Source organism: Streptomyces sp. NPDC014991 (genome assembly GCF_043080665.1).
Taxonomy (GTDB): Bacteria; Actinomycetota; Actinomycetes; order Streptomycetales; family Streptomycetaceae; genus Streptomyces.
The window spans coordinates 112,644-135,452 of the sequence record NZ_JBIBVY010000008.1 but is presented as its reverse complement, the minus strand read 5'-3'; the positions used below and the strand labels follow the sequence as shown (position 1 = coordinate 135,452).

The following is a 22,809-nucleotide window of genomic DNA, read 5'->3' as shown; positions in this document are numbered from 1 at the left end:
TCAGGAGCATCCCATGTTCGACACCGTCCGCGACGACCTGCGCGCCACCCTCGACGAGATCCGTGCCGCCGGGCTGCACAAGCCCGAGCGGGTCATCGGCACCCCGCAGTCCGCGACCGTCGGCGTCACCGCCGGCGGCCGTCCCGGCGAGGTCCTCAACTTCTGCGCCAACAACTACCTCGGTCTGGCCGACCACCCCGAGGTGATCGCCGCCGCCCACGAGGCCCTGGACCGCTGGGGCTACGGCATGGCCTCCGTCCGCTTCATCTGCGGCACCCAGGAGGTGCACAAGGAGCTGGAGGCCCGGCTGTCGGCGTTCCTCGGCCAGGAGGACACGATCCTGTACTCCTCCTGCTTCGACGCCAACGGCGGTGTCTTCGAGACCCTGCTCGGCGAGGACGACGCGGTGATCTCCGACGCCCTCAACCATGCCTCCATCATCGACGGCATCCGCCTGTCTAAGGCCCGCCGCTTCCGCTACGCCAACCGCGACCTCGCGGACCTGGAGACCAAGCTCAAGGAGGCGTCCGACGCCCGGCGCCGCCTGATCGTCACCGACGGCGTCTTCTCCATGGACGGCTATGTGGCCCCGCTGCGCGAGATCTGCGACCTCGCCGACCGCTACGACGCCATGGTCATGGTCGACGACTCGCACGCCGTCGGCTTCGTCGGCCCCTCCGGCCGAGGCACCCCAGAACTGCACGGCGTCATGGACCGCGTCGACATCATCACCGGCACCCTCGGCAAGGCCCTCGGCGGCGCCTCCGGCGGTTACGTCGCCGCCCGCGCCGAGATCGTCGCCCTGCTGCGTCAGCGCTCCCGCCCGTACCTGTTCTCCAACACCCTCGCCCCGGTGATCGCCGCCGCCTCCCTGAAGGTCCTCGACCTCCTGGAGTCGGCCGACGACCTGCGCGTCCACCTCGCCGAGAACACCGCGCTGTTCCGCCGCCGGATGACCGAGGAGGGCTTCGACATCCTCCCCGGCGACCACGCCATCGCCCCCGTCATGATCGGTGACGCGGCGAAGGCGGCCCGCATGGCCGAGCTGCTGCTGGAGCGCGGCGTCTACGTGATCGGCTTCTCCTACCCGGTCGTCCCGCAGGGCCAGGCGCGCATCCGCGTCCAGCTGTCCGCCGCGCACTCCACGCAGGACGTCGACCGCGCGGTCGACGCGTTCGTCGCCGCGCGCGCCGAACTGGAGGCCTGAGGGGGCCGGACACCCTGGGATAATCGGGGGCATGATCGAGGCACGGCGGCTCCACATCCTCCGTGCGGTGGCCGACCACCGCACGGTCACCGCGGCGGCCGCCGCGCTCTACCTCACCCCCTCGGCCGTCTCCCAGCAGCTGACGGCGCTGGAGCAGGAGACCGGCCACCGGCTGGTCGAGCGCGGCGCCAAGGGGGTACGGCTCACCCCGGCCGGTGAGATCCTGCTCAGCCACACCAACGCCGTCCTCGCCCAGCTGGAGCGCGCAGAGGCCGAGCTGGCCGCCTACGGCTCGGGCGAGGCGGGCACGGTCACCGTGGCGGCCTTCGCGACCGGCATCGCCCAGGTCGTGGCCCCCGCGGTGGCCCGCCTCGCGGCCTCGGCACCCGGCATCCGGATCCGGGTCCAGGACGCGGAGGGCGACGCCAGCCTGCCCATGGTCCTCGACCGGCAGGTCGACGTCGCGGTCGCCGTCGAGTACCGGGGCGCCCCGGCCGCCGGCGATCCCCGCCTGACCCATGTCCCTTTGTACGCCGAGCCGTTCGACGCGGTCGTCCCCCTGGGGCACCGGCTGGCGGACGTCCGCGAGGTTCCCCTCGCCGACCTGGCCAAGGACCCGTGGATCGGCCCCTACCCCGGCAACCCCTGCCACGACGTCGTCGTCCTCGCCTGTGAGAGCGCCGGTTTCCAGCCCCGCCTCGAACACTCCTCCGACGACTTCCGTGCCGTCGTCGCCCTGGCCTCGGCCGACGCCGGCGTCGCCCTCGTACCGCGCTCCGCACTGCGCGGCATGGACCTCACCGATGTGGTCGTCCGGCCCGTCGACGGCGTCGCCCCGACCCGCAGGGTCTTCGCCGCCGTGCGCCGTGGCGCCGAGGGACACCCGCTGATCCGCCCGGTGCTGGAAGCCCTCGGCGAGGCCGCGCTGGCGTGAGGACTCCGTAACCCGCCCGTCTCATTCCCGGGATAGCGTCCCGGATATGAGAACCGAGGACGCCGTCGATCACCTCATCGGAGCCCGGCTGGCCGAGCTGCGCGCCCAACACGGCTGGACACTGGGCGAGTTGGCGGAGCGCAGCGGAGTGAGCCGGTCCACTCTGTCCCGCGCCGAACGGGCGGAGACCAGTCCCACCGCCGCCCTCCTGAACCGCCTCTGCCATGTCTACGGCCGCACGATGTCCCAGCTGCTCAGCGAGGTGGAAGCGGAACCGGCCGCACTGGTGCCGGCCGCGGACCAGCAGGTGTGGGAGGACCGCGCCTCCGCATTCGTCCGCCGGTCGGTGTCGCCGCCGCACGCCGGACTACGTGGCGAACTGGTCGAGGGCCGGCTCGGCGCGGGCGCGGACATCGCGTACGACCGCCCGCCCGTCCCCGGCCTGGAACAGCACCTATGGCTGCTGGAGGGATCCCTGGAGGTGACCGTCGGCGGCCACGTCCATCAGCTCGGCACGGGGGACTGCCTGCGCATGCGCGTCCACGGAGCTACCCGGTTCCGCTGCGCCGGGCCGGGCGCGGCGCGGTACGCGCTGGCGGTGGTGCGGCCGTGAGGGTGGAGCGCTGGGACGGAGCCCGCGTCCGCGACCGGGCCGACGATCTGGCGGCGCTGCTGGCCGACGCCGTGGCCTCCGGCGCCTCCGTCGGCTTTCTCGCGCCGCTCGGTCACGCGGAGGCGGTCACCTGGTGGCGGCAGCGGGCGGACGCCACGGAAGCGGGCCACCTCGCCGTCTGGGCGGCCGTGGATCCCACCGACCGCGTGACCGGCACGGTCGGCCTCGCCTACCCCGGCAAGCCGAACAGCCGGCACCGCGCGGAACTCGTCAAGCTGATGGTGCACCGCTCCGCGCGCGGGCGGGGACTGGGCCGCCGGCTGCTCGCCACCGCCGAGGACGCGGCCGTGGCCGGCGGGATCACCCTGCTCCACCTCGACACCGAGACCGGCAGCCCCGCCGAGGAGCTGTACCGCTCGGCCGGCTGGACGGTGGCCGGCACCATCCCCGACTACGCGGCCGCCCCGGCGGGCGGGTTGCGGCCGACGACGCTGTACTACAAGCGGCTCGGAGGGTGACTGTCAGTGGCAGGAGCTACGGTGCGTGGCATGCCGGATGCAGAAGACGTACGCCGCATTGCCCTGTCCCTGCCGGAGACCACGGAGAAGACCGCCTGGAACATGCCCACCTTCCGGGTGGCGGGGAAGATGTTCGCGACCCTGCCCGAGGAGGAGACCTCCATCGCCGTGCGCTGTCCCAAGGAGGAGCGCGCCGAACTGGTGCTGGCCGAACCGGAGAAGTTCTGGATCGCCGGCCATGAGGCGCAGTTCGCCTGGGTGAGAGCGAGACTCGCCGCCCTGGAGGACGAGGACGAGCTGCGGGACATCCTCGCCGACTCCTGGCGCCAGGCCGCGCCGCCCCGACTCCTCGACGCCCACCCCGAGTTGCTCCTGTCCGGGGAGTGAGAATCCCGGTGCGCGCGGCCGGGGCCCGACGTGATCCCGCGCGGCGGAACCGGGGCGGGCGGCACCGGGGTGCGGGGGAGCGGTGCCGCCGGCGCCGGACGGCGGGACGGCTCGACGAGGGGGAGGGGAGCACAGGGCATGACGGGAACGGACGCACGACGCGGCAGTGCTGCCGTACGGGAGGCGCACGGCACCGCGACCGGTGGCCCGGCCGTCTGGTCGCGGGACTTCGCACTGTTCTTCGTGGCCCGGGCCGTAGCCCGCCTCGGCGACACCATGCTGCCCGTCGCCCTCGCCACCGGCCTGCTGGAGCAGGGTTACGGCGCGGGCGCGGTCGGTCTCGCCATGGCCGCCACGACAGCCGCGTTCGCCGGACTGGTCGTCTTCGGCGGGGTCATCGCCGACCGGTTCAGCACGAGGAAACTGATGATCGGTGCCGACCTCGTCCGGCTCGGCACCCAGTCGCTCGCCGCGGGCCTGTTCCTCACCGGGCACGTGGTGCTGTGGCACATCTGCGCCATCGGAGTCGTCAACGGCGTGGCCGGTGCCGTCTTCCAGCCGGGCGTGGCCAGTACGGTGCCCCGTCTCGCCGCCGACATCCAGGGCGCGAACGGCGCGATCCGTATCGCCGAATCCACCGCCCAGCTCGCCGGTCCGGCCGTCGCCGGCGTCCTGGTCGGCCTCGCCTCGCCCGGCGGGGTCCTCGCCGCGCACGCCGCCACCTACACGGTCAGCGCACTGTGCCTGCTGCTGCTCCGGCTGCCCCCGCTGCCCCCGGGCGCCCGCGCCGCCACCGGCTCCGGCATGCGGGCCTTCCGCGCCGATCTCGTCGACGGCTGGCGGGAGTTCCGTGCCCGCGCCTGGCTGTGGGGCGTGATCGCCGTCTGGTGCCTCTACATGATCGCCGTATGGGGTCCGGCCGTCCCGCTGGTGGCGACGGAGGTCGTCCGGCACCACGGCCCGGGCGCCTACGGCCTGGTCAACTCGGCCCTTGGCGGGGGTACGGTGATCGGCGGCCTGATCGCCCTGCGGCTGCGGCCCCGCCGCATGCTCCGGGCGGGCGCAGTCGCCCTGTTCGCCTTCTTCGGTTTCCCGGCGGCCGTCGGGGCGGGACTCGGCGTACCGGCCATGGCGGCCGGGGCCGCGGTCGCCGGTGCCGGGATGTCCTTCTGGGGTGTCATGTGGGCGACCAGCGTGCAGACCCAGGTCCCGGCGGACGTCCTCAACCGCATCCACGCCTACGACGTGGCCGGCTCGCTCGCCATGATGCCGGTCGGACAGGCCCTCGCCGGCCCCGCGGCCGGAGCACTGGGCGCCGGCCACGTCCTGCTGATCTCCGGCGCGGTGAGCCTGGTCGTGGCGGCGGCCCTGCTCGCGGTCCCGGCGATACGCGACCTGGTCCGGGCCGACGCGGACACCTCCGCCGGCTGAGACGACGGCCCCCGGTGCCCGGTCGTGCGGCTTCCGCCCGTGCCGTCACGCGCCGGTGGCCCGGGCGGTGGTGCGGCCGGCGCCCAGGTAGCCGGCGATCCGCCGGCGCAGGCTCGCCGGGTCCAGCCCGTGGGCGGCCACGTGCTCCTCGACCGTGCCGTAGCGGCGCAGTTCACGGCGGCCCACGCCGAGGCCGAGCACCCGGTGCGGGACATCGGACAGCGCCTCGCTCACCGCTGCCGACGACGTCCCCGCGAGGTACGGCTCGACCAGCACGACGTCCGTGCCGGCGGCCTGTGTCGCCCGGCGCAGCCCGGCCGCGTCGAAGGGCCGTACGGTCGTCGCGTAGAGCACGGTCACGTCCAGGCCCTCGGTGGCGGCGAGGACGGCGTCCAGCATCGGGCCGACGGCGACGACCACCCCGGAGCGCCCCTCGCGCACGGTGCGGAAGTGCCGCCCGTCGATGGCCCGCCCCTGCTGGTTGGACTGCAGGGACAGGCGCACGTACACCTTGTCGTCGCCCGCGCCGACCGCGTGGCGCAGCAGCGTCTCGGCCTCGTCGGGATGGCCGGGAACATGCACGGTCCAGCCGTCCAGCGTGTCGAGGAGGGCCACGTCACCCGGAGCCATGTGCGTGAAGCCTCCGGCCGGCCAGTCGAACGAGGCGGCGGCACTCACCAGCACCGCCCCCACGTCCTGGTGGCCAAGATCCAGCTTGACCTGCTCGAACGGACGCTCCACGAGAAAGCTCGCGAAGGTGTGCACGACGGGCCGCAGCCCGGTGAGCGCCAGCCCCGCCGCCGTACCGACCAGCAGCTGTTCACGGATGCCGACGTTGATCACCCGGTCGGGGTGGCGGCGCATGGTCTCCCGGAAGCCGTCGGCACCGATCTCGGCGAGGACGACGGCGACCCGCGGGTCCTCGTCCAGCAGCCGGGAGACGACGGGGGCGAAACGGTCACGCATGGTGTCCATCAGAGGACCCTTTCCCTTGCGGCGAAGAGGGGGAGCGGTGGAAGTCAGGCGTTCTTCGGTTCGACACGGGCCACGACCACGTGCGGCCGGCCGGGATGCGGTGCGGTGAACGCGGCGTACAGCGCCTCGTGGTCGCGCCCGTCGACACTCACCGCGGACCAGCCCGCGGCCTCGAACCGGGCGGCGATCCCGCCGGGCCGTGCGTGGCTCGCGGAGGAGTTGTCGATCACCACGGTGTGCAGCCGGTCCAGTCCGGCGGGCCCGGCGAAGGCGATCGCCTCGTGGTTGCTGCCCTCGTCCAGCTCCGCGTCCCCGATCAGCACCCAGACCGCCGGGCCGGGCAGGCCCTGCGCGCGCAGACCCAGTGCGGTGCCCACGGCGATGGGCAGCCCGTGCCCCAGCGACCCGCTGCCGATCTCGGCGCCGGGCACCAGGACCCGGTCCGGGTGATGCCCGAGCGGGGAGTCGTACGACCCGAACCCCGGCAGCCAGGCCACGGGCACGAACCCCTTCGCGGCCAGCACGGCGTAGTACGCCATGGGCCCGTGCCCCTTGCTGAGCAGGAAGCGGTCGCGGGCCGGGTCGTCCCGCCGCTCGGGAGTGACCCGGAGCACGCGGTCGTAGAGCACCCACAGCACGTCGAGCGTGGAGGTGGCCGCCGGGCCGTGCTTCTCGTCGCCGGTCATCAGCCCCATCAGGCGGGGCAGGTCCTGGTAGCCGTGCGTGCGGCTGTCGTCCGTTGTGATCGTCATGCAGACGATCGTGCAACCTCAAGCGGACTTGAGGTCAACAGGGAAAGGGGCGACGACCACCGATCCGAGTGCGGTATTGTTTCCCTGCGCGTTCGGCCGGGGGTGAGCCCAGGTCAAACGGCATCGGGACGTGGCGCAGCTTGGTAGCGCACTTGACTGGGGGTCAAGGGGTCGCAGGTTCAAATCCTGTCGTCCCGACTCGTGAGAGTCGTAGATCAGGGCCGGTTTCGGAGTAATCCGAAACCGGCCCTTGATCGTTCGGGGGCCGGCCGGGAACCGGCGGCGCGACCTGGAAGCCGAAGTCGTTGGACATACCGGCACTTTCGCTCTGAACGGATGCCCGCCTGTAGCGGTGGAACTGACATAAAGTGCGTTATCTATGTCTGTGGAGGACGGTGACGAGTGCCAAGTGTGAAGGCGGAGCGAGCCGCCCGGACCCGACAGAGGATCCTGCTGGCCGCGGCCGAGGTCTTCGACGAGACCGGTTACGAGAAGGCGGCAGTGACCCAGATCGTGGAACGAGCCGGGCTCACCCTTGGCGCGCTCTACTTCCACTTCGGCTCGAAGCAGGGCCTGGCCGAAGCATTGATGAACGCCCAGCCGACGACGATAGAACCTCACCTCGAGTCGACCGGGCTGCAGCGCGTGGTGGACATCACCCTGGTGTGGGCGGACCGCATGAAACGCGACCCGATCCTGCGCGCGGGAGTCCGCCTCGCCGTCGAACAGGGCAGTCACGGCATGAACGACGCCTCCTCCTTCGAGCAGTGGCGGACGCTCATGCGCGGTCACCTCGACGTGGCGCGGTCCGACGGTGAACTCCGTGCGGCCGTCAGCCCCGACCAGCTGGCCCGGTTCGTCGTCGGCGCCTGCACCGGCATGCAGGTCTACTCGCAGCTCGCCACCGACCGTGCCGACCTCATGGAACGCGTCCAGGACATGTGGGAGCTGCTGCTGCCCAGCGTCGCCTGCGAGTCGGTGGCCGGCGAGATCCAGGTCGACTCCGAGCGCGTCCCCGCCTCATGACCACCACCGTGACCACGTCCCGGCACATCGTCCTCACCGGAGCCACCGGACAGATCGCCCCGCTGGTGGTCCGGCATCTCGCGGCGCACCATCGCATCACCCTCGCCAGTCGCACGGCTCGCACGACGACGCAGCGTCCCGGCGTCACGCACGTCGCCTGCGACTACGACGCCCCCGACAGCCTCGTCGACGCGTTCGTCGGCGCCGACGCCCTCTTCGTCGTGACGAACGACCCCACGCGCCCCGAACACGACCGGAACATCGTGCGGGCGGCTGCCGAGGCCTCGGTGGGGCACATCGTCAAACTCTCCGCGGCGGCGGTGCACGACAGCGCGGCGCAGGACCTGGTCACCCAGTGGCAGCGCGGCAACGAGGAGGGCATCAGGGCGAGCGGCATCCCGTGGACCATGATCCAGCCACGCTTGTTCATGTCACATGCCCTGGCCTGGGCATCCAGTATCCGAAGAGCCGGTGTCACCTACGCGTTGCACCCTCATAGCCGCAACGCGTGCATCGCACCGGAGGACATCGCCGAGGCATCCGCCCGCGTCCTCGGCGATGGGAAGCACCACTTCCAGTCCTATCAGCTCACCGGCCCGCAGTCGCTCACGGCCCACGAACAGTCCGCAGTCCTGGCCGAACTGCTGGGGCGCCCCATCGTCTGCCGGGAGCTTTCCCGTGCGGAGGCACACGCGAGCTACTCGCGCCGGTACTCGCCGGCGATGGCCGACGCTCTGGTCGACGGCGCCGAGCGGCAGTTGGCAGGTGCCAAGGCCCGGACCACGAACACGGTCGAGCAGCTCACGGGGAGGCCCGCGACCACCTTCGCCGAGTGGGCGGCCGGCCACAAGGACCGCTTCGCGTGAGACGAGTGGGTACGGCGGAGGGGAAAGCCGAGCGCGAGGCGGCACCGGAGCACACGCTCTGTCCCAGGTAGGGGAAACGCGACGTCCACGTTGAGGAGAACCATGCCCGCACGGGGCCTGCTGCACGGCAAGACAGTCATGATCACCGGAGCGAGCAGCGGCATCGGTGCCGCGGCGGCAGAACTCTTCGCCCAGGAGGAGGCCCGCGTGGTGCTGACCGCCCGCCGTGAGGACCGGCTGCTCGAGATCGTGGACAAGATCGGCGCGGCAGGTGGGCAGGCCACCGCCGTGGTGGCCGACGTGACCCGCGCCGACGACATGCACGCGGCCGTACGGACGGCGCTCGATACGTTCGGCAGCCTCGACGCCGCCTTCAACAACGCGGGGTGGACCTCCACCGGAACTCCGATGCATCTGATGGACGACGAGGAGTACGACCGCATCATGGACGTCAATGCCCGAGGCGTGTGGAACGCGATGCGGGCCCAGACAGCCGTGATGCTCGAACACGGCGGCGGCTCCATCGTGAACACGTCGAGCGTCGCCGGAGTCCGCGCGACCGGCGCCTCGGCGCCGTACATAGCCGCCAAACACGCCGTCATCGGCCTGAGCCGGGCCGCGGCCGACGAGTACGTGAAGCAGCACATCCGCGTCAACGCCATCGCTGTCGGCAGCACCCGGACCGAGCTGATGGACCAGGTGCTCTCCGACACCCCTTCGCTCTACGGGCCCTTCACCGAGCGCGCCATGCAGCAGCGCCTGGCGGATCCCGTCGAGATCGCTCAGACGGCCGCCTGGCTCTGCTCGGACCGCTCGTCGTTCACCACGGGCGCCGTCATTCCGGCCGACGGAGGATGGACCGCCCGGTAGTCGCACGCACCGCACCGGGCCGGGCGCCCTCTCCTCTTCAGCAGGAGGCGCGCACCTGGGCGTGGGGAAGGCGGCGGACACCGGTGTTGTGTGGTGACGCCGGCCGGGGAACGACCGGCCCTCGAAGTCGCGTAAGCCCGAAGTCCCCGCTCAGGGTGCTGACCACGATCGTCGCAAGCCGCGGCTGCCGCATCAGCGGCAGCAGGCCGGGCAGCGGCCTGTCGACCAGATCCGTCAGCCATGTCCGCGCCGAGGCCGACGGCCCTCGCTGAGCCGGCAACCGCAGCCGGACGCGTCCCGTCGAGGGACCGGGAAAAATCACCGGGCGGCTCAGGACGTGCTGCCGCTCGCTCCCCTCCGCGGTCCTGCGGTCCGCGAGCACCTGCCGGACGGTGAGCGCCGGCGAGTTGGCCGACTGGGACGTCACCTGCCGCGCGGCTCGGGGTCGAACCTCCTGTGCACTCCGGCGGAGTGCTCGCCGCGCTTTCGGATGAAGGCGGGCGCGAGTGTCCAGGCCGTCACCGCCGGGCTGGCCTGCTTCACCCAGCGAAAGCGGACCCCGGCGCGCTGCCGACCGGTCCCAGGGGCCGGCGTTCACGAACTGGTGCATGGCCTGAGAGGCCGTCGGGGGAGTCGCTGACGGATCGCGCCAGCCGCCGTTCCGGCTTCCTTCCGGGTGTCTGAAGCAGTGCCCTGAAGTACAGCTCCGCCCACCTGCGCTGGTCCACCCGTGGCAGGTCCGTGCCATCGGTACGGTCCCTCCCGACGCTGACCCCGAAGCGCGTACGGACGACCTCGCCGCCGGCGACGGGGGATTCACCCGGCGGCGAGGCCGTACCAAGCATAAATAGCGCTCTTTATCTGTGTCCACGCGGGGGTCGACGCGATGCGGCCCGACCAAGTCCAGTGGTGGGAATCGCCGCAGAAGTCGCGAGCGACAGCACGGTGCGGCTCCCGGACGGCGTGCGCGAAGAGCTTCGGCGGCCGCGGCAACCTCCCGATGAGTTGCGAATCGCAACCGACATGTCGTACGGTCAAAACAGTTGCGATTTGCTACTGATACGGACGGGAGTGCGATGGACGCCTGGCGGCGGTTGCTGCTCGCGGTGGTGTGCGGTGTCGCAGTGGCGAGCATCTATGCCGCGCAGCCGATTCTGGAGCCGATGGGCCACGATCTGGGTCTGTCGCCGGGAGCGGCCGGGTGGATCGTCGCGACCGGCCAGTTCGGCTACCTGGCGGGGCTGGTGCTGCTGGTCCCGCTCGGCGATGTGGTCGACAGGCGCCGGCTCATCGCCGTGCACCTGGCGGTCACCGGGGCGGGCATGACGCTGACGGTCTCGGCGTCAGCCGCATGGGTGGCGTTCGCGGGGCTCGCGACGGCCGGGGTGTTCGCGGTCGTCGTGCAGACCACGGTGGCCTACGCCGCGTCGGTCTCGCTGCCCGCCGAGCGCGGACGGAACATCGGAGTCGTGACCTCGGGCGTTGTCGTCGGCATCCTGGGTGCCCGGGTCGCCACGGGCACACTCGCCGAGGTGTGGAGCTGGCGGAGCGTCTACGCCGTGCTCGCGGTGGTGTCACTGGGGCTCGCGGCCCTCGTCCTCGTCGTACTGCCGTCGCAGGAGCGCCCGAGCCGGCCCGCGGGATACAGGCGAGCCGTCGCCTCGATCGGCGGACTGTTCGGGCAGCGCGTCCTCCTGACGCGCGGCCTCATCGCCTTCTTCCTGTTCGCCTCGTTCGGGACTCTGTGGAGCGGACTGTCCCTGCCGCTGGCGGCCGCGCCGTGGCAGCTGAGCGAGAGCCGGATCGGGCTGTTCGGCATCGCGGGACTCGCCGGCGCACTCGGCGCGGCACGCGCCGGACGGTGGGCGGACGCGGGACGGGCCGTACCGGTCACCGGGCTTGCGCTCACCCTGGTGATCGTCTCGTGGGCAGCGATCGCGCGGCTGCCGTCGTCGCTGTGGCTCCTCACCGCCGGGATCGTGCTTCTCGACTTCGCGGTCCAGGTCGTCCATGTGAGCAACCAGCACCTGCTCACCACCGCGCGTCCGGACCGCATCAGCAGCGTCATCGGCGGCTACATGGTCTTCTACTCGCTCGGCTCCGCCCTCGGCGCGGCCTCGACCACTGCCGTCTTCAGCGTCCACGGCTGGGCGGGGTCCAGTCTCCTCGGGGCCGTATTCGCGGCCTGCGCACTGGCCGTCTGGGCGATCGACAGGCGACCGTCCCTCGGCGGCGCGAGCCTCCGGTCCGAGGAGGCGGGCACGCGTAAGGACGCCGCCGTCGGCTGAATCCCCCGGCGCCGACGGCGAGGTCGTCCACACGCGCTCCGGGGACAGCGGCGGGAGAGGCAGTACCGATGACACTGCCGCACGGGCCGGTGCCGGGGGAATGCACCGAAGGCGGTGGGACCCGCCGGCTCCGGCCCTTCGTCGCCACGCCACGGGGGGCCTAGTCGTTCGGCGGGCTCCGGCGACGTACCGGCACCGCCGGCAGCATCCTCCTCGGTCGCCTCGGCGGGCCCCGCGCTCACCGGCTCCTCGTCCGGCGCGCCGTGCCCTCCGGCCGCCGCCAGAGACGTGTGTTCACCGACACCGGCCGTGGCCTCATGCCTGCAGCAGCGGAGCGCGACCATATTGCCCATGCGACATAATGGTTTCAATGCGCAACTCATCGGGAGGTGTCATGGCGGGCAAGACCCCGCGCGCCGCGGACCCTGGCTGGACCGATCCGGACTGCCCCGTCGCCCGAACGCTCGACCTCGTCGGCGACAGGTGGAGTCTCCTCGTCGTCCGTGACGCGATGGACGGCGCGCGATCGTTCACCGAGTTCCAGCGACGCACCGGTATCGCCCGCAACATCCTCACCGATCGCCTGCGCAAGCTCACCGCTCACGGAATCCTCGTCCAGCGCACCGCGCCATCGGGCCGCCGCCAGGAGTACGTGCTCACCGACACCGGCCGCGACCTCTTCCCTGTCATCCTCACCCTGCGGCAGTGGGGCGAGCGCCACGCCTTCGCCCCTGGCGAGGCCCACTCCGTCCTCGTCGACCAGCACGGCACCCCGGTGCCGGAGACCGCACCGACCGGCGCCGACGGCACCCTGCTCGACAGCGAGACCACCCACGTGCGGAGGGCCCGACAGAAAGCGGACCCGAACTGACGGGCTCGCAGGAGAGTCACTGGCAGGCCGGAGGCGGCTTCGGAGGCGCTCCCGAAGCCGCCACCGATCGAATTCAGGACACGACGCCCACATGGGCGAGCGCCTGCTTCAGCAGGGCTCCGTGCCCGCCCGGCATCTCGTTCTGCACCGCCGGCGAGGCGGCCTCCTGGGGACTGAACCAGACGAGGTCCAGCGCGTCCTGGCGGGGCCGGCAGTCGCCGGTCACCGGGACGACGTAGGCCAGGGAGACCGCGTGCTGGCGCGGGTCGTGGTACGGGGTCACGCCGGCCGTCGGGAAGTACTCGGCGACGGTGAAGGGCTGGAGCGAGGACGGGACGCGGGGGAGGGCCACCGGGCCGAGGTCCTTCTCCAGATGGCGCAACAGCGCGTCCCGTACCCGCTCGTGGTGCAGGACGCGGCCGGAGACCAGGGCCCGGCTGACCGTTCCGTCCTGGCCGATGCGCAGCAGCAGCCCGATGCTGGTGACTTCACCGCTGTCGTCCACGCGCACGGGAACGGCCTCGACGTACAGGATCGGCATCCGGGCCCGGGCCATCTCCAGCTCGTCCGTGGTGAGCCAGCCGGGCGTGGTTTCGGTCATGTCAGACATTGCTTGATCATACTTTCCGGGTGGGGCGCCCGCGGGGATCGCGGGCCGGTTCGGATACGGGCGGTCCGTACAGCCGGCGGGCGTTGTCGCGGCCCGTCCAGTCCGCGATGCGCAGGGCGTCGGCCAGGCTCAGCTCGTCGGCGTCCACACGGTCCTGGAGCAGACCGGCGAGCCCCTGCCGGAAACACAGGGCGCCCAGGTGGTGGAACTCGGCCACACCGTAGGCGTCCGAGCTGTACAGGAGCTTGCGGAACGGGGTGATCTCCAGCGCCTCCTCCAGCACGGCCCGGCAGCGGGCCGGGCCGGTGTGGTGCAGGGCGAGACCGACGTCCAGGTACACCTGCTCGAACACCGCGGCCAGCCAGGCGGCTTGGCGCTGGTACGGCCAGCAGTGCAGCAGCAGCACCGGGATCGTGCCGGCGGTCAGGTGCAGCCAGTCGGCGAGCAGCGCGGGGTCGGCGCGGTGCAGCCGTACGTCCGCGTCACCGAAACCGGTGTGCAGCTGGAGCGGCAGCCCCAGATCGACGGCGGCCCACAACAGGTGCCGGACCAGCACCGGGTCGGTGAGCCGGCCGCCGCCCACCAGCCAGCGCCTGGCCGCCCGCGTGACCTCGGCGTCCGCCGGACGCTCCGGGTCCAGGGCGAAGCCGGTGCGGTACGCGGCGATGGACTTCACCGCCACCACGCCCGGCCGGCGCACGGCCTCCTCGGCGGTGGCGCGCAGGACGGCAGGGTACTCGCCGGCCTCCACGCCCCGGGCGGCCACCGATTCGGCGAGCTGTTCCAGCCGTACGACCTCGCAGGCGGTGGCGCCGGCCGCCGCGGCCAGCTCGGCGGGGCTGGTGACCGGGTGCGGGGCGTAGCCGGTGTCCACGCAGAACACTCCGGCCCCGGACGCCGTCAGGAAGCGCCGGTTGACCTCCTGCCAGCCCAGCTCCGAGCGCCGGGTCAGGTAGTCGGCGGGCGGCGCGTGCCGGGGCAGGTCCAGCAGGGGCGCGCAGTGGCGGCGGACGGCCACGCCGACGGGGCTGTCGAAGGACGAGACGCCGGGCCAGGCGTCGCCCTCGGTGAGCAGGGACTCGAAGTCCCCGGCGCTCAGGTCGGCCGTCACCGCGCCGTGGCAGTGGTGGTCCACCAGCGGCAGCGCGGCGAGGGCCTCGTGGACCGGTCCTGGTGCGGCCATGGTCAGTACCTCCAGCGGTAGGCCGCCGCCACCTGGGCGTCGTCGAGGCCGTCGACGGCCGCCGCCTCGCCGAGCCGTACGGCGGTCACCGCGTCCGCCAGTACGGGGCCCAGCGCCGCCCGCAGCACCGGGTCCGCGCGGAACTCCCCGGCGGCCTCCGGCAGCGACCGCGGCAGCCGCCGTACGCCGAGGGCCGCCGCCTCCTGCGGGCCGTAGCGGGCCGGGTCGCCGGTGATCTCCTCAGGGAGGACGCGGCCCGCCGTCATGCCGTCGAGTCCGGCGGCGATCACGCAGCCGAGAGCCAGATACGGGTTGGCGGCCAGGTCGACCGGCTTGACCTCCAGGTTGGCGTCCTGGGCGTGGTGGCCCGCCGTCCCCGTGATCACTCGCAGCGCGGCCTCCCGGGTCTCGCGGCCCCAGGCGGTGAACACCCCCGCCCACCGGGACGGTCTGAGCCGCAGATAGCTGGCCGGGCTCGGGGCGGTGACCGCCGTCAGCGCGGGGAGACGGGCGAGCACCCCGGCGACGAAAGACTCCGCTTCGGCCGTCATGCCGTACCGGCGGTCACCGCCCGCGTGCAGGTTCACCCCGCCGCGCCAGCAGGACAGGTGCAGATGGCCGCCGTTGCCGACACCCTCGGCGGTCACCGCGGGCGCGAACGACACCCGAAGGCCGTGCCGCTGGGCCACCGCCCGGATGGTCTGGCGCACCAGCACGCTGCGGTCGGCCGCGGCCACCGGGTCCTGCGCGCCCACCGAGATCTCGAACTGGCCGCCCGCGTACTCGGGATGCAGCTGGTCGACGTCCACGTCCTGCGCGGCGCACGCGGCCAGCAGGTCGGCGGTGTAGTCGCTCAGCTCGACCTGCCGAATCGCGCCGTACGCCGGTCCGTTGACCGCCGGCACGAACTCCCCGGTGGGCGCCGAGCCGGCGCCCACCGACCATTCGATCTCGATCGCCGCCTTGAGGACGAGGCCGTGCCGGTCGGCGGCGTCGGTGACGACCCGGCGCAGGAAGGTCCGGGTGCAGCCGGGGTGCCGGGTGCCTTCCTGGGTGATGCGGTCCACCGGCGCCCACGCCCAGCCGGGCTGACCGGCCAACGCCACCAGCCGGTCCAGGTCCGGGTAGAGCCGCAGGTCGCCGTCGGGGGAGCCGAGGACGTCGGTGGTGACGACGGAGTCGCCGGCGAGGAACGTGTCGAACACCGGGGACATGCCGACGCCCCAGGACACGGCCGCCTCCAGCCGGGCCGTCGGGATCGTCTTCACCCGGCCGACGCCCGCCGTGTCGACGTAGGCCAGCACGATGCCGTGCACGCCCCGCGCGGCCAGGCCGGCGGTCAGCGCGGCGACCCGGCGCAGATCCGCGGGACGGCCGCCGGGCACAGGGTCGGCGAAAGTCGTCATACGTCCTCCTCGGCGGGCTCGGCGGCGCACGCGGCCGGGATCAGGGTCGCACGGCGGCCGTGCCGGACCCCGGCACCGGTGCGGCCGGCTCCGGGGTGCCGGAAGGGGCGGCGGACCCGGCGTTACCGTGGGCGCCGGCCGGCGGGGCGTGGTCCTCGCTCACCTGTCCACCCTTCTCCCGTACGGTCTCCCGTCGTCATTGTGCCGCCCGCTGATCACCCGTGCCGGGGAACGGGCACCTTGGGCGGTTCCGGGCACGGGTGCGACCCGGTCCCTACCGGCTCCGGGCGTGCCCTGGGCATGAGGAACACTGGACCGGTAGCCCGGCCACCGACCGAAAGCAGGACATGCCCGCCACGCCCGCGCCCCTGTACGACACGTCCGGCCCGCCCGCCGGCCCCGCCGACATCCGGCTGATCGTCACCGACATGGACGGCACGCTGCTGGACGACGCCAAGCGGATGCCCGGCGGGCTGTGGCCGATGCTCGCCGAACTGCGCCGCCGCGGCGTGCTGTTCAGCCCGGCCAGCGGCCGTCAGTACGCGACGCTGGCCCGGCAGTTCGCCGACGTCGCCGACGGCATGGTGTTCATCGCGGAGAACGGCACGTACGTGGTCCGTGACGGCGTGGAGCTGAGTTCCGACCCGCTGGACCGGTCCGTCGCCGCCGCGGTCGCCCGGACGGTACGGCGGCTGGTCGCGGGCGGCGCGGACGTCGGCGCGGTCGTCTGCGGCAAGCGGGCGGCGTACGTGGAGCGGACCGACGAGGCGTTCCTCGCCGAGGTGCGCACGTACTACGCCGAACACCGGATCGTGGACGACGTCACCGCCGTCGACGACGACCTGATCAAGGTGGCGCTGTTCGACTTCGGCCCCGCCGAGCACACCACCGCCCCGGCCCTCGCCGGGTTCGCCGCCACCCACCAGGTCGTCGTCTCCGGCGAACACTGGGTGGACGTCATGAACCGCACCGCCAACAAGGGCACGGCCCTGCGCGGTCTCCAGCGCGCGCTCGGCATCAGCCCCGCGCAGACCATGGTGTTCGGCGACTACCTCAACGACCTGGAGATGCTCGACGCCGCCGACTGGTCCTTCGCCATGGCGGGAGCCCACCCCGAGGTGATCCGCCGGGCCCGCCACCTGGCCCCGTCCAACAACGACGACGGCGTACTGCGCACCATCGCCCGCGTCCTCGGACTGTAGCCCCGGCCCGCGGCCCGGCACGCGTACGCGCAGCGCCGGGCCCGGGCGCCGGTGCGTGGCCGTCAGGGCTTCCGTGCGACCCCGCCGTACAGCGAGATCCGCTCCTGGGGTTCCTCCTCCGGGCGCCACTCCGCCACGGACACGATCCCGGGCTCCAGCAGGTCCAGCCCCCGGAAGAAGGCGCCCACCTCGGCGTGCGAGCGGGCGACCAGAGTCACACCGCCCGCCGCGTAGGCCGCGATGCCCGTGCGGACGTTCTCCGGATCGAAGTCGGCGGTCATGTTCGACAGCACCAGGAAGCTGCCCGGCGCCAGCACGTCGACCAGGGCGGCCACCAGGTCGTGGGCGCCGTCCTCGTCGGCGATGAAATGCAGCAGCGCGATGAGGGAGAGGGCCACCGGACGGTCGAAGTCCAGGACGCGGCCGGCCTGTTCGAGGATGGTGTGCGGATCGCGGGCGTCGGCCTGTACGTACTCCGTCACACCGGCGGGGGTGCCGCGCAGCAGCGCGTGCGCGTGGGCCAGCACGATGGGGTCGTTGTCCACGTAGACCACCCGGGCGTCCGGGGTGACGGATTGCGCGATCTGGTGCAGGTTCGGCTCGGTCGGTATGCCGGTGCCGATGTCAAGGAACTGGCGGATCCCCGCCTCGGCGGCCAGCGCGCGGGTGGTCCGGCGCATGAACGCCCGGTTCGCGCGGGCGGCCTTCGGAGCGCCCCCGTCGATGGCCGTGATCCGGCGTGCCAGTTCCTCGTCGACCGGGTAGTTGTCCTTGCCGCCGAGGAACCAGTCGTACACCCGCGCCGGATGCGGCCGGGTGGTGTCGATGTGCTGGATGTCCGGCTCGGTCCCCGTCACGTGCTGCTCCTCCGCGCTCCGGTCCCGGTGGTCGTTCCGGGACGTGCGGGGAGCAGTCTGACACGATCACGCGGCGCGGCGCAGACAGGCCCCGCTCACCTGCCCGCCGGGTGTCGCCCGCGCCAACACGGCGGGCGGCACGGGCGGTTCGGCGTCCCCTGGCCGGCTTCCCGGTGCGCTCGGGGCGGAGCGGCCGGACACCCTTGGGCGGCTGCCCGCCCACGGCTCGAGCGGGTCGTGGCCCGGCGTCATCAGCCGGTGCCCGCGGCGGGCGTCCTCCGGCGTGGTCCCGGGTGCGGGGCCCTTCTCCAGGTCCGTCAGGGCATCGACCCGGACGACGACGTGGTGCATCACCCGGACGTTCCGCGGCCCAGTGCTCCCGCAGCGTGTCGAGTTCCGGGGCGTCGGCCATGGTCCCCGACCCGGCCTGGGCCCTCTCGTCCGGATCAGGCCGGGTCGGGGAGCGGGCCTGATCCGGACCGAAGACCCTAGCCGGCGGCGCCCTGCTCGGGCGACTGGTTCTCGGCCTGGAACATCCAGCGCTGCTTCTCCAGGTCGGCCGTGATGGCGATCAGCAGATCCTGGGTGACCGGGTCGGCCTTCTCGGTCGCTTCGATCCGCTCGCGCAGCCGGTCGACGGCCGTCCCCAGCGATTCGACCATCAGCTCCACGACCGCCGTGTCGCGCAGCCAGCCGTCCTTGGTGCCGGGCAGCGCGAAGGCCGCGGCGATGGTCTCCGGCCGGCCGTCAGGCGACACGCCCAGCGCGGCGGCCCGTTCGGCGACCGTGTCCGAGTGCTCGCGGGCGGTGGTGACCACCTCGTCCAGCTGGAGGTGGATCGACCGGAAGCGCGGGCCGACGACGTTCCAGTGCGCCTGCTTCCCGATCAGTGACAGTCCGAGCAGGTCGACCAGGGTGTCCTGCAGGGCGGTTCCGGCGACGCCGAGCGCCTCCTCGGGCAGCGTGCTCCTGACCACGGTCATGATGGTTCGGTCCCCTTTCGTCAGCGTTCCCGGTCACGTCCGAAAGGGCGGGTGCCCCGGCTCTTCCGGGGGCAAACGCGCTGATCAGCGAGGCAGTACCCGGTCCAGGAAGTCCAGCGTCTCCGCGCGGACCGCCTCCTGGCACGTCTCGTGGAACACCTCGTGCCGTGCCCCGGCGAAGATCCGTTCGGTCAGCCGGCCGCCGCTCAGCCGCCGCACCCCGGGCCGGCTGCCGGGCAGCGGCACCAGCCGGTCGTCGTCCCCGTGCAGCCACAGCAGCGGCAGCCGGCCGACGTCACCGCCCTGGGCGACGGTCTCCAGGGTCCGGGTGAACGCCTGGAGCGTCGGCCGCTTCATGGGCCCGTGCCAGACCAGCGGATCGGCCGCGTACGCGGCGCCCACGGCCGGGTCCCGGGAGAGCGCGGACGGGCTGACCGGCAGATCCGGGATCTCGTCCAGGGCCAGCAGCCGCCCCGGCAGTTCCCAGGTGCCGATCACGGGCCCGGACAGGACCAGCGCGCTCAGCTCGTCACCGTACCGCTGGGCGTACCGGGCCGCGACGAGGCCGCCCATGGAGTGACCGACCAGGACGAGCGGCAGGCCGGGGTGGGCGGCCCGGGCGAGGTCCGCCACCCGGTGCACGTCCGTGACCACGTCCTCGAAGTCCTCGATCAGCACCCGCTCGCCGGCCGACCTGCCGTGGCCTGCGTGGTCGGGTGCGTAGACGGCGGCGCCGTGCCCGGTGAGCACGGCGGCGAGTTCCGCGTGACGACCGGCGTGCTCGCCGTACCCGTGGGACAGGAGGACGAGGCGGCGGGGCGCCGGGTGCGGCCACTCGTGTACGGCGAGAGGTCCGCGCGTGCCGTCGAGCAGGTGCTCGCGGGCGTGGGGCATGTCTCCTCCAGCGGGCTCGGTGAAGGCCGGGGCAATCTTCCCAGCGGTGCGGTCGGAGGTCTATAGTCAAAAACTAGCAGTGCTAATTAACGCGTACTGAACCCGTCCGTGCTGATCCACAGCGTCGTAGGTCAGGAGTCCCAGCCGTGCGTCCCGTCCACTTCGCGGCCGCCCGCCGCACCCCCATCGGCAAGCTGCGCGGAGCCCTCTCCTCCGTCCGCCCCGACGACCTTGCGGCGACCGTGATCCGCCACCTGGTGGCCGGCGTGCCCGCCCTCGATCCGGCCCGTATCGACGACGTCTACTGGGGCGCCGCCAACCAGGCAGGAGAGGACAACCGCAACGTCGCCCGGATGGCCGCCCTGCTCGCAGGGCTCCCCGACTTCGTGCCCGGCGCCACCGTCAACCGGCTGTGCGCCTCCGGACTCGAAGCGGTCACCACCGCCGCCCGGAGCATCGCCGCGGGCGAGGCCGATGTGGTGATCGCGGGCGGCTCGGAGTCCATGAGCCGCGCCCCCTTCGTCCTGCCCCGGCCCGACGAGGCCCTGCCCCAGCGCATCGAGACCCACGACACGCGGCTCGGCTGGCGGCTGGTGAACCCCGCCATGAAGGAACTGCACGGCCTCCTGGCCATGGGCGAGACCGCCGAGGAGGTCGCCGCCCGCCACGGCATCTCCCGCGCCCGCCAGGACGAGTTCGCCCTGCGCAGCCACCAACTCGCCGCCGCCGCACGCAAGAACGGCCACTTCGACGACGAACTCCTGCCCGTCGAACGCCCGGACGGCCTCCTGGTCGAGCAGGACGAGTGCGTCCGCGAGGACACCTCGCTGGAGAAGCTCTCCCGGCTCAGGCCGGTCTTCCGCGCGGACGGCACCGTCACCGCCGGCAACGCCTCACCCATGAACGACGGGGCCGCCGGTCTGCTGCTGGTCAGTGAGGAGGCCCTGAACGAGCTGGGCCTGGAGTCCCTCGGGCGCTACGTCGCGGGCGCCTCCGCCGGCGTCCACCCGGACGTGATGGGCCTCGGCCCCGTCCCCGCCACCCGCAAGGTGCTGGGCCGGGCCGGCTGGGAGACCGGCGACCTCCAGGAGGCCGAGTTCAACGAGGCGTTCGCCGCGCAGGCCCTCGCCTGCGTCGACCAGCTCGGCATCGATCCGGACCTGGTGAACCCCACCGGCGGCGCCATCGCCCTCGGCCATCCCCTCGGCTGCTCGGGCGCCCGCATCCTCACCACCCTGCTGCACCGCATGCGGCGCACGGGCGCGCGGCGCGGGCTCGCGACCATGTGCGTGGGAGTGGGGCAGGGCAGCGCGGTGCTGGTCGAAAGGCACTGAACCGCCCGCAACGGGGGCCCCGCAAGGGGATTGGTCGTACGAGCCGCAAGGAAACGGAGCAGCACTCCATGGCAACCCTGTCCGTCGCCGCCATCCTCGCCGAGAACGCCCGGCGCCGCCCCGGCAAGACCGCCCTCGTCGAAGGCGACCTGCGGCTCACCTTCGCCGAGGTGTGGCAGCGGGCGCTCGCCCAGGCGGGTGCCCTCGCCGGGCTCGGCGTACGGCCCGGCGACCGGGTGGCCCTGATGGCCCCCAACACCGCCGACTTCCCCGTCGCCTACTACGCGATCGCCGCGGCCGGCGGGGTCGTCGTGCCCGTGCACCTGCTGCTCTCCGCGGAAGAGGTCGAGCACGTTCTGAAGGACAGCGGGGCCACCCTGCTGCTCGTCCACCCGGCCCAGGCGGACACCGGCCGCGCCGCCGCCGGCACCGCGGGAATCCGGGCCCTCACCCTGGGCGAGGAGTTCGGCAAGCTCGCGGCCGACGCCGAACCGCTGCCGTCGTACGTCACCCGGGCCGCCGACGACCCGGCGGTCGTCTTCTACACCAGCGGCACCACCGGCGTCCCCAAGGGCGCCGTGCTGAGCCACTTCAACCTGGTGATGAACGCGACCGTCAACGCCTTCGACGCCAACGACATCCGGGCCGACGACATCGCGCTCGGCGCGCTGCCGCTCTTCCACGCATTCGGCCAGACGGTGTCGCTCAACTCCACCTGGCGCGCGGGCGCCACGCTCGTCCTGCTGCCCCGCTTCGACGCCGCCCGCGCCCTCGCCCTGATGGTGCGGGAGGGCGTGAACACGTTCCACGGCGTGCCCACCATGTTCGTCGCCCTCGCCGCGGCGGCCGCCGACGCCGGCCGGCTGCCCGAGCTGCGCGTGTGCGTCTCCGGCGGGGCCTCGCTGCCGGTCGCCGTACTGGAGCGGTTCGAGGCCGCGTTCGGCGCGAAGATCTACGAGGGGTACGGCCTGTCGGAGACCTCACCGACCGCCACCGTCAACCAGCCGGTGTTCGGCACCAGGGCCGGCACGATCGGCCATCCCCTGTGGGGCATCGACGTGGAGATCGCCCGCGCCGAGCTGGAGGGCCGGATCGAACTCCTGCCGCCCGGCGAGCTGGGCGAGGTCGTCATCCGCGGCCACAACGTCTTCTCCGGCTACCTCGGCCGCCCCGAGGCCACCGCCGAGGCCGTGGTGGACGGCTGGTTCCGCACCGGCGACCTCGGCACCAAGGACGACGAGGGCTTCCTGCGGATCGTCGACCGCAAGAAGGACGTCATCATCCGCGGCGGCTACAACGTCTACCCGCGCGAGGTCGAGGAGGTCCTGATGCGCCACCCGGAGATCGCCCAGGCCGCCGTCATCGGCCTCCCCGACGAGCTGCACGGCGAGGAGGTGTGCGCCGTCGTCGTCCCGGCACCGGGCACCGCGCCCGACGCCGCCGCGCTCACCGAGTGGTCCAAGCAGCACCTCGGGCGGCACAAGTACCCGCGGCGCGTGGAGTTCACGGACGCGCTGCCGCTCGGACCGAGCATGAAGGTGCTCAAGCGGGAACTGCGGGCGCGGTACACGGGCCGGTAGCGCACGGTCACCCCGCCCGGGG

Annotated in this window: 23 protein-coding genes and 1 tRNA gene; 15 read left to right on the top strand and 9 right to left on the bottom strand. The window is 72.9% G+C overall.

The genetic code is table 11. The features are described 5' to 3' along the window. The first annotated feature begins 13 nt into the window (after positions 1-13). The 6 genes from ACF1BE_RS15375 (at position 14) to ACF1BE_RS15350 (ending at position 5,090) form a co-directional block, all read left to right on the top strand. Positions 14-1,207 carry a glycine C-acetyltransferase gene (locus ACF1BE_RS15375; RefSeq protein ID WP_392199511.1) on the top strand — a complete coding sequence of 398 codons (1,194 nt, stop codon included), beginning with the start codon at positions 14-16 and terminating at the stop codon, positions 1,205-1,207. Positions 1,208-1,238: 31 nt separating this feature from the next. Then, positions 1,239-2,141 (top strand): LysR family transcriptional regulator, encoded by a 903-nt coding sequence (locus ACF1BE_RS15370; RefSeq protein ID WP_392199510.1) that lies wholly within the window; start codon positions 1,239-1,241, stop codon positions 2,139-2,141. 46 nt (positions 2,142-2,187) lie between these two features. After that, a complete protein-coding gene (locus tag ACF1BE_RS15365; RefSeq protein ID WP_392199509.1) occupies positions 2,188-2,754 on the top strand; it encodes a helix-turn-helix domain-containing protein in 567 nt (188 codons plus the stop codon). Then, positions 2,751-3,272: a GNAT family N-acetyltransferase gene (locus tag ACF1BE_RS15360; protein WP_392199508.1), complete on the top strand. Its 522-nt coding sequence runs from the start codon at positions 2,751-2,753 to the stop codon at positions 3,270-3,272. Before ACF1BE_RS15365 ends, ACF1BE_RS15360 begins: the two co-directional genes overlap by 4 nt. A 30-nt stretch (positions 3,273-3,302) precedes the next feature. Then, positions 3,303-3,659, top strand: a complete 357-nt coding sequence (locus ACF1BE_RS15355; protein ID WP_392199507.1) for an MmcQ/YjbR family DNA-binding protein — start codon at positions 3,303-3,305, stop codon at positions 3,657-3,659. Between the two features lie 138 nt (positions 3,660-3,797). Further along, positions 3,798-5,090, top strand: a complete 1,293-nt coding sequence (locus ACF1BE_RS15350; RefSeq protein ID WP_392199506.1) for an MFS transporter — start codon at positions 3,798-3,800, stop codon at positions 5,088-5,090. 45 nt (positions 5,091-5,135) lie between these two features. Here ACF1BE_RS15350 and ACF1BE_RS15345 read toward each other — a convergent pair whose 3' ends face one another. Beyond that, positions 5,136-6,065, bottom strand: coding sequence for a transketolase family protein (locus ACF1BE_RS15345; protein WP_392199505.1), 930 nt, complete (start codon positions 6,063-6,065; stop codon positions 5,136-5,138). A 44-nt stretch (positions 6,066-6,109) separates the two neighbouring features. Then, positions 6,110-6,817, bottom strand: coding sequence for a transketolase (locus tag ACF1BE_RS15340; RefSeq protein WP_392199504.1), 708 nt, complete (start codon positions 6,815-6,817; stop codon positions 6,110-6,112). Between the two features lie 124 nt (positions 6,818-6,941). On the opposite strand from ACF1BE_RS15340, the gene ACF1BE_RS15335 reads away from it, so the two are divergent. The 6 genes from ACF1BE_RS15335 to ACF1BE_RS15310 all read left to right on the top strand — a co-directional run bounded on the left by ACF1BE_RS15335 (position 6,942) and on the right by ACF1BE_RS15310 (position 12,738). Then, positions 6,942-7,015: transfer RNA gene (locus ACF1BE_RS15335), tRNA-Pro, on the top strand. Between the two features lie 204 nt (positions 7,016-7,219). After that, positions 7,220-7,843 carry a ScbR family autoregulator-binding transcription factor gene (locus tag ACF1BE_RS15330; protein ID WP_392199503.1) on the top strand — a complete coding sequence of 208 codons (624 nt, stop codon included), beginning with the start codon at positions 7,220-7,222 and terminating at the stop codon, positions 7,841-7,843. Next, entirely contained in the window at positions 7,840-8,709 is an 870-nt protein-coding gene (locus ACF1BE_RS15325) for an NAD(P)H-binding protein (RefSeq protein ID WP_392199502.1), read from the top strand. Before ACF1BE_RS15330 ends, ACF1BE_RS15325 begins: the two co-directional genes overlap by 4 nt. Positions 8,710-8,811: 102 nt before the next feature. After that, on the top strand, positions 8,812-9,579 hold the full coding sequence (locus tag ACF1BE_RS15320) for an SDR family NAD(P)-dependent oxidoreductase (RefSeq protein ID WP_392199501.1): 768 nt from the start codon (positions 8,812-8,814) through the stop codon (positions 9,577-9,579). Positions 9,580-10,655: 1,076 nt separating this feature from the next. Further along, positions 10,656-11,867, top strand: a complete 1,212-nt coding sequence (locus ACF1BE_RS15315; RefSeq protein ID WP_392199500.1) for an MFS transporter — start codon at positions 10,656-10,658, stop codon at positions 11,865-11,867. A gap of 370 nt (positions 11,868-12,237) precedes the next feature. After that, on the top strand, positions 12,238-12,738 hold the full coding sequence (locus ACF1BE_RS15310; RefSeq protein ID WP_392199499.1) for a winged helix-turn-helix transcriptional regulator: 501 nt from the start codon (positions 12,238-12,240) through the stop codon (positions 12,736-12,738). Positions 12,739-12,811: 73 nt separating this feature from the next. Here ACF1BE_RS15310 and ACF1BE_RS15305 read toward each other — a convergent pair whose 3' ends face one another. Genes ACF1BE_RS15305 through ACF1BE_RS15295 form a run of 3 tightly spaced genes read right to left on the bottom strand, consistent with a single transcriptional unit; the run spans position 12,812 to position 15,937 of the window. Further along, entirely contained in the window at positions 12,812-13,339 is a 528-nt protein-coding gene (locus tag ACF1BE_RS15305) for an NUDIX hydrolase family protein (RefSeq protein ID WP_392199644.1), read from the bottom strand. 16 nt (positions 13,340-13,355) lie between these two features. Next, positions 13,356-14,531 (bottom strand): amidohydrolase family protein, encoded by a 1,176-nt coding sequence (locus ACF1BE_RS15300; protein WP_392199498.1) that lies wholly within the window; start codon positions 14,529-14,531, stop codon positions 13,356-13,358. Between the two features lie 2 nt (positions 14,532-14,533). Next, on the bottom strand, positions 14,534-15,937 hold the full coding sequence (locus tag ACF1BE_RS15295; protein ID WP_392199497.1) for a glutamine synthetase family protein: 1,404 nt from the start codon (positions 15,935-15,937) through the stop codon (positions 14,534-14,536). Between the two features lie 347 nt (positions 15,938-16,284). Here ACF1BE_RS15295 and ACF1BE_RS15290 point away from each other — a divergent pair, with 347 nt between their 5' ends. Further along, positions 16,285-17,139 (top strand): Cof-type HAD-IIB family hydrolase, encoded by an 855-nt coding sequence (locus ACF1BE_RS15290; RefSeq protein ID WP_392199496.1) that lies wholly within the window; start codon positions 16,285-16,287, stop codon positions 17,137-17,139. A gap of 62 nt (positions 17,140-17,201) precedes the next feature. On the opposite strand, the gene ACF1BE_RS15285 is transcribed toward ACF1BE_RS15290, so the two are convergent. From ACF1BE_RS15285 to ACF1BE_RS15270, 4 genes are all read right to left on the bottom strand, one after another. Further along, positions 17,202-17,996, bottom strand: a complete 795-nt coding sequence (locus ACF1BE_RS15285; protein ID WP_392199495.1) for an SAM-dependent methyltransferase — start codon at positions 17,994-17,996, stop codon at positions 17,202-17,204. A gap of 66 nt (positions 17,997-18,062) precedes the next feature. After that, entirely contained in the window at positions 18,063-18,347 is a 285-nt protein-coding gene (locus tag ACF1BE_RS15280; protein ID WP_392199494.1) for a hypothetical protein, read from the bottom strand. Positions 18,348-18,484: 137 nt separating this feature from the next. Next, positions 18,485-18,979: a DNA starvation/stationary phase protection protein gene (locus ACF1BE_RS15275; RefSeq protein WP_392199493.1), complete on the bottom strand. Its 495-nt coding sequence runs from the start codon at positions 18,977-18,979 to the stop codon at positions 18,485-18,487. A gap of 84 nt (positions 18,980-19,063) precedes the next feature. Further along, the gene (locus tag ACF1BE_RS15270; RefSeq protein ID WP_392199492.1) at positions 19,064-19,873 is read right to left on the bottom strand and encodes an alpha/beta hydrolase; all 810 of its coding nucleotides are present in this window, start codon (positions 19,871-19,873) and stop codon (positions 19,064-19,066) included. A 146-nt stretch (positions 19,874-20,019) separates the two neighbouring features. Between ACF1BE_RS15270 and ACF1BE_RS15265 the strand changes: the two genes are divergently transcribed. Next, positions 20,020-21,207, top strand: coding sequence for a thiolase family protein (locus tag ACF1BE_RS15265; RefSeq protein WP_392199491.1), 1,188 nt, complete (start codon positions 20,020-20,022; stop codon positions 21,205-21,207). Between the two features lie 68 nt (positions 21,208-21,275). Further along, positions 21,276-22,787 (top strand): long-chain fatty acid--CoA ligase, encoded by a 1,512-nt coding sequence (locus tag ACF1BE_RS15260; RefSeq protein ID WP_392199490.1) that lies wholly within the window; start codon positions 21,276-21,278, stop codon positions 22,785-22,787. The last annotated feature ends 22 nt before the right edge of the window (positions 22,788-22,809 follow it).

Coding starts and splice junctions, on each gene's coding strand:
- ACF1BE_RS15275 (WP_392199493.1), bottom strand. CDS start 18,979: ATGACCGTGGTCAGGAGCACGCTGCCCGAGGAGGCGCTCGGCGTCGCC.
- ACF1BE_RS15370 (WP_392199510.1), top strand. CDS start 1,239: ATGATCGAGGCACGGCGGCTCCACATCCTCCGTGCGGTGGCCGACCAC.
- ACF1BE_RS15300 (WP_392199498.1), bottom strand. CDS start 14,531: ATGGCCGCACCAGGACCGGTCCACGAGGCCCTCGCCGCGCTGCCGCTG.
- ACF1BE_RS15260 (WP_392199490.1), top strand. CDS start 21,276: ATGGCAACCCTGTCCGTCGCCGCCATCCTCGCCGAGAACGCCCGGCGC.
- ACF1BE_RS15325 (WP_392199502.1), top strand. CDS start 7,840: ATGACCACCACCGTGACCACGTCCCGGCACATCGTCCTCACCGGAGCC.
- ACF1BE_RS15310 (WP_392199499.1), top strand. CDS start 12,238: ATGCGCAACTCATCGGGAGGTGTCATGGCGGGCAAGACCCCGCGCGCC.
- ACF1BE_RS15270 (WP_392199492.1), bottom strand. CDS start 19,873: ATGCCCCACGCCCGCGAGCACCTGCTCGACGGCACGCGCGGACCTCTC.
- ACF1BE_RS15320 (WP_392199501.1), top strand. CDS start 8,812: ATGCCCGCACGGGGCCTGCTGCACGGCAAGACAGTCATGATCACCGGA.
- ACF1BE_RS15375 (WP_392199511.1), top strand. CDS start 14: ATGTTCGACACCGTCCGCGACGACCTGCGCGCCACCCTCGACGAGATC.
- ACF1BE_RS15340 (WP_392199504.1), bottom strand. CDS start 6,817: ATGACGATCACAACGGACGACAGCCGCACGCACGGCTACCAGGACCTG.
- ACF1BE_RS15295 (WP_392199497.1), bottom strand. CDS start 15,937: ATGACGACTTTCGCCGACCCTGTGCCCGGCGGCCGTCCCGCGGATCTG.
- ACF1BE_RS15355 (WP_392199507.1), top strand. CDS start 3,303: ATGCCGGATGCAGAAGACGTACGCCGCATTGCCCTGTCCCTGCCGGAG.
- ACF1BE_RS15280 (WP_392199494.1), bottom strand. CDS start 18,347: ATGCACCACGTCGTCGTCCGGGTCGATGCCCTGACGGACCTGGAGAAG.
- ACF1BE_RS15345 (WP_392199505.1), bottom strand. CDS start 6,065: ATGGACACCATGCGTGACCGTTTCGCCCCCGTCGTCTCCCGGCTGCTG.
- ACF1BE_RS15365 (WP_392199509.1), top strand. CDS start 2,188: ATGAGAACCGAGGACGCCGTCGATCACCTCATCGGAGCCCGGCTGGCC.
- ACF1BE_RS15290 (WP_392199496.1), top strand. CDS start 16,285: ATGCCCGCCACGCCCGCGCCCCTGTACGACACGTCCGGCCCGCCCGCC.
- ACF1BE_RS15315 (WP_392199500.1), top strand. CDS start 10,656: ATGGACGCCTGGCGGCGGTTGCTGCTCGCGGTGGTGTGCGGTGTCGCA.
- ACF1BE_RS15305 (WP_392199644.1), bottom strand. CDS start 13,339: ATGACCGAAACCACGCCCGGCTGGCTCACCACGGACGAGCTGGAGATG.
- ACF1BE_RS15350 (WP_392199506.1), top strand. CDS start 3,798: ATGACGGGAACGGACGCACGACGCGGCAGTGCTGCCGTACGGGAGGCG.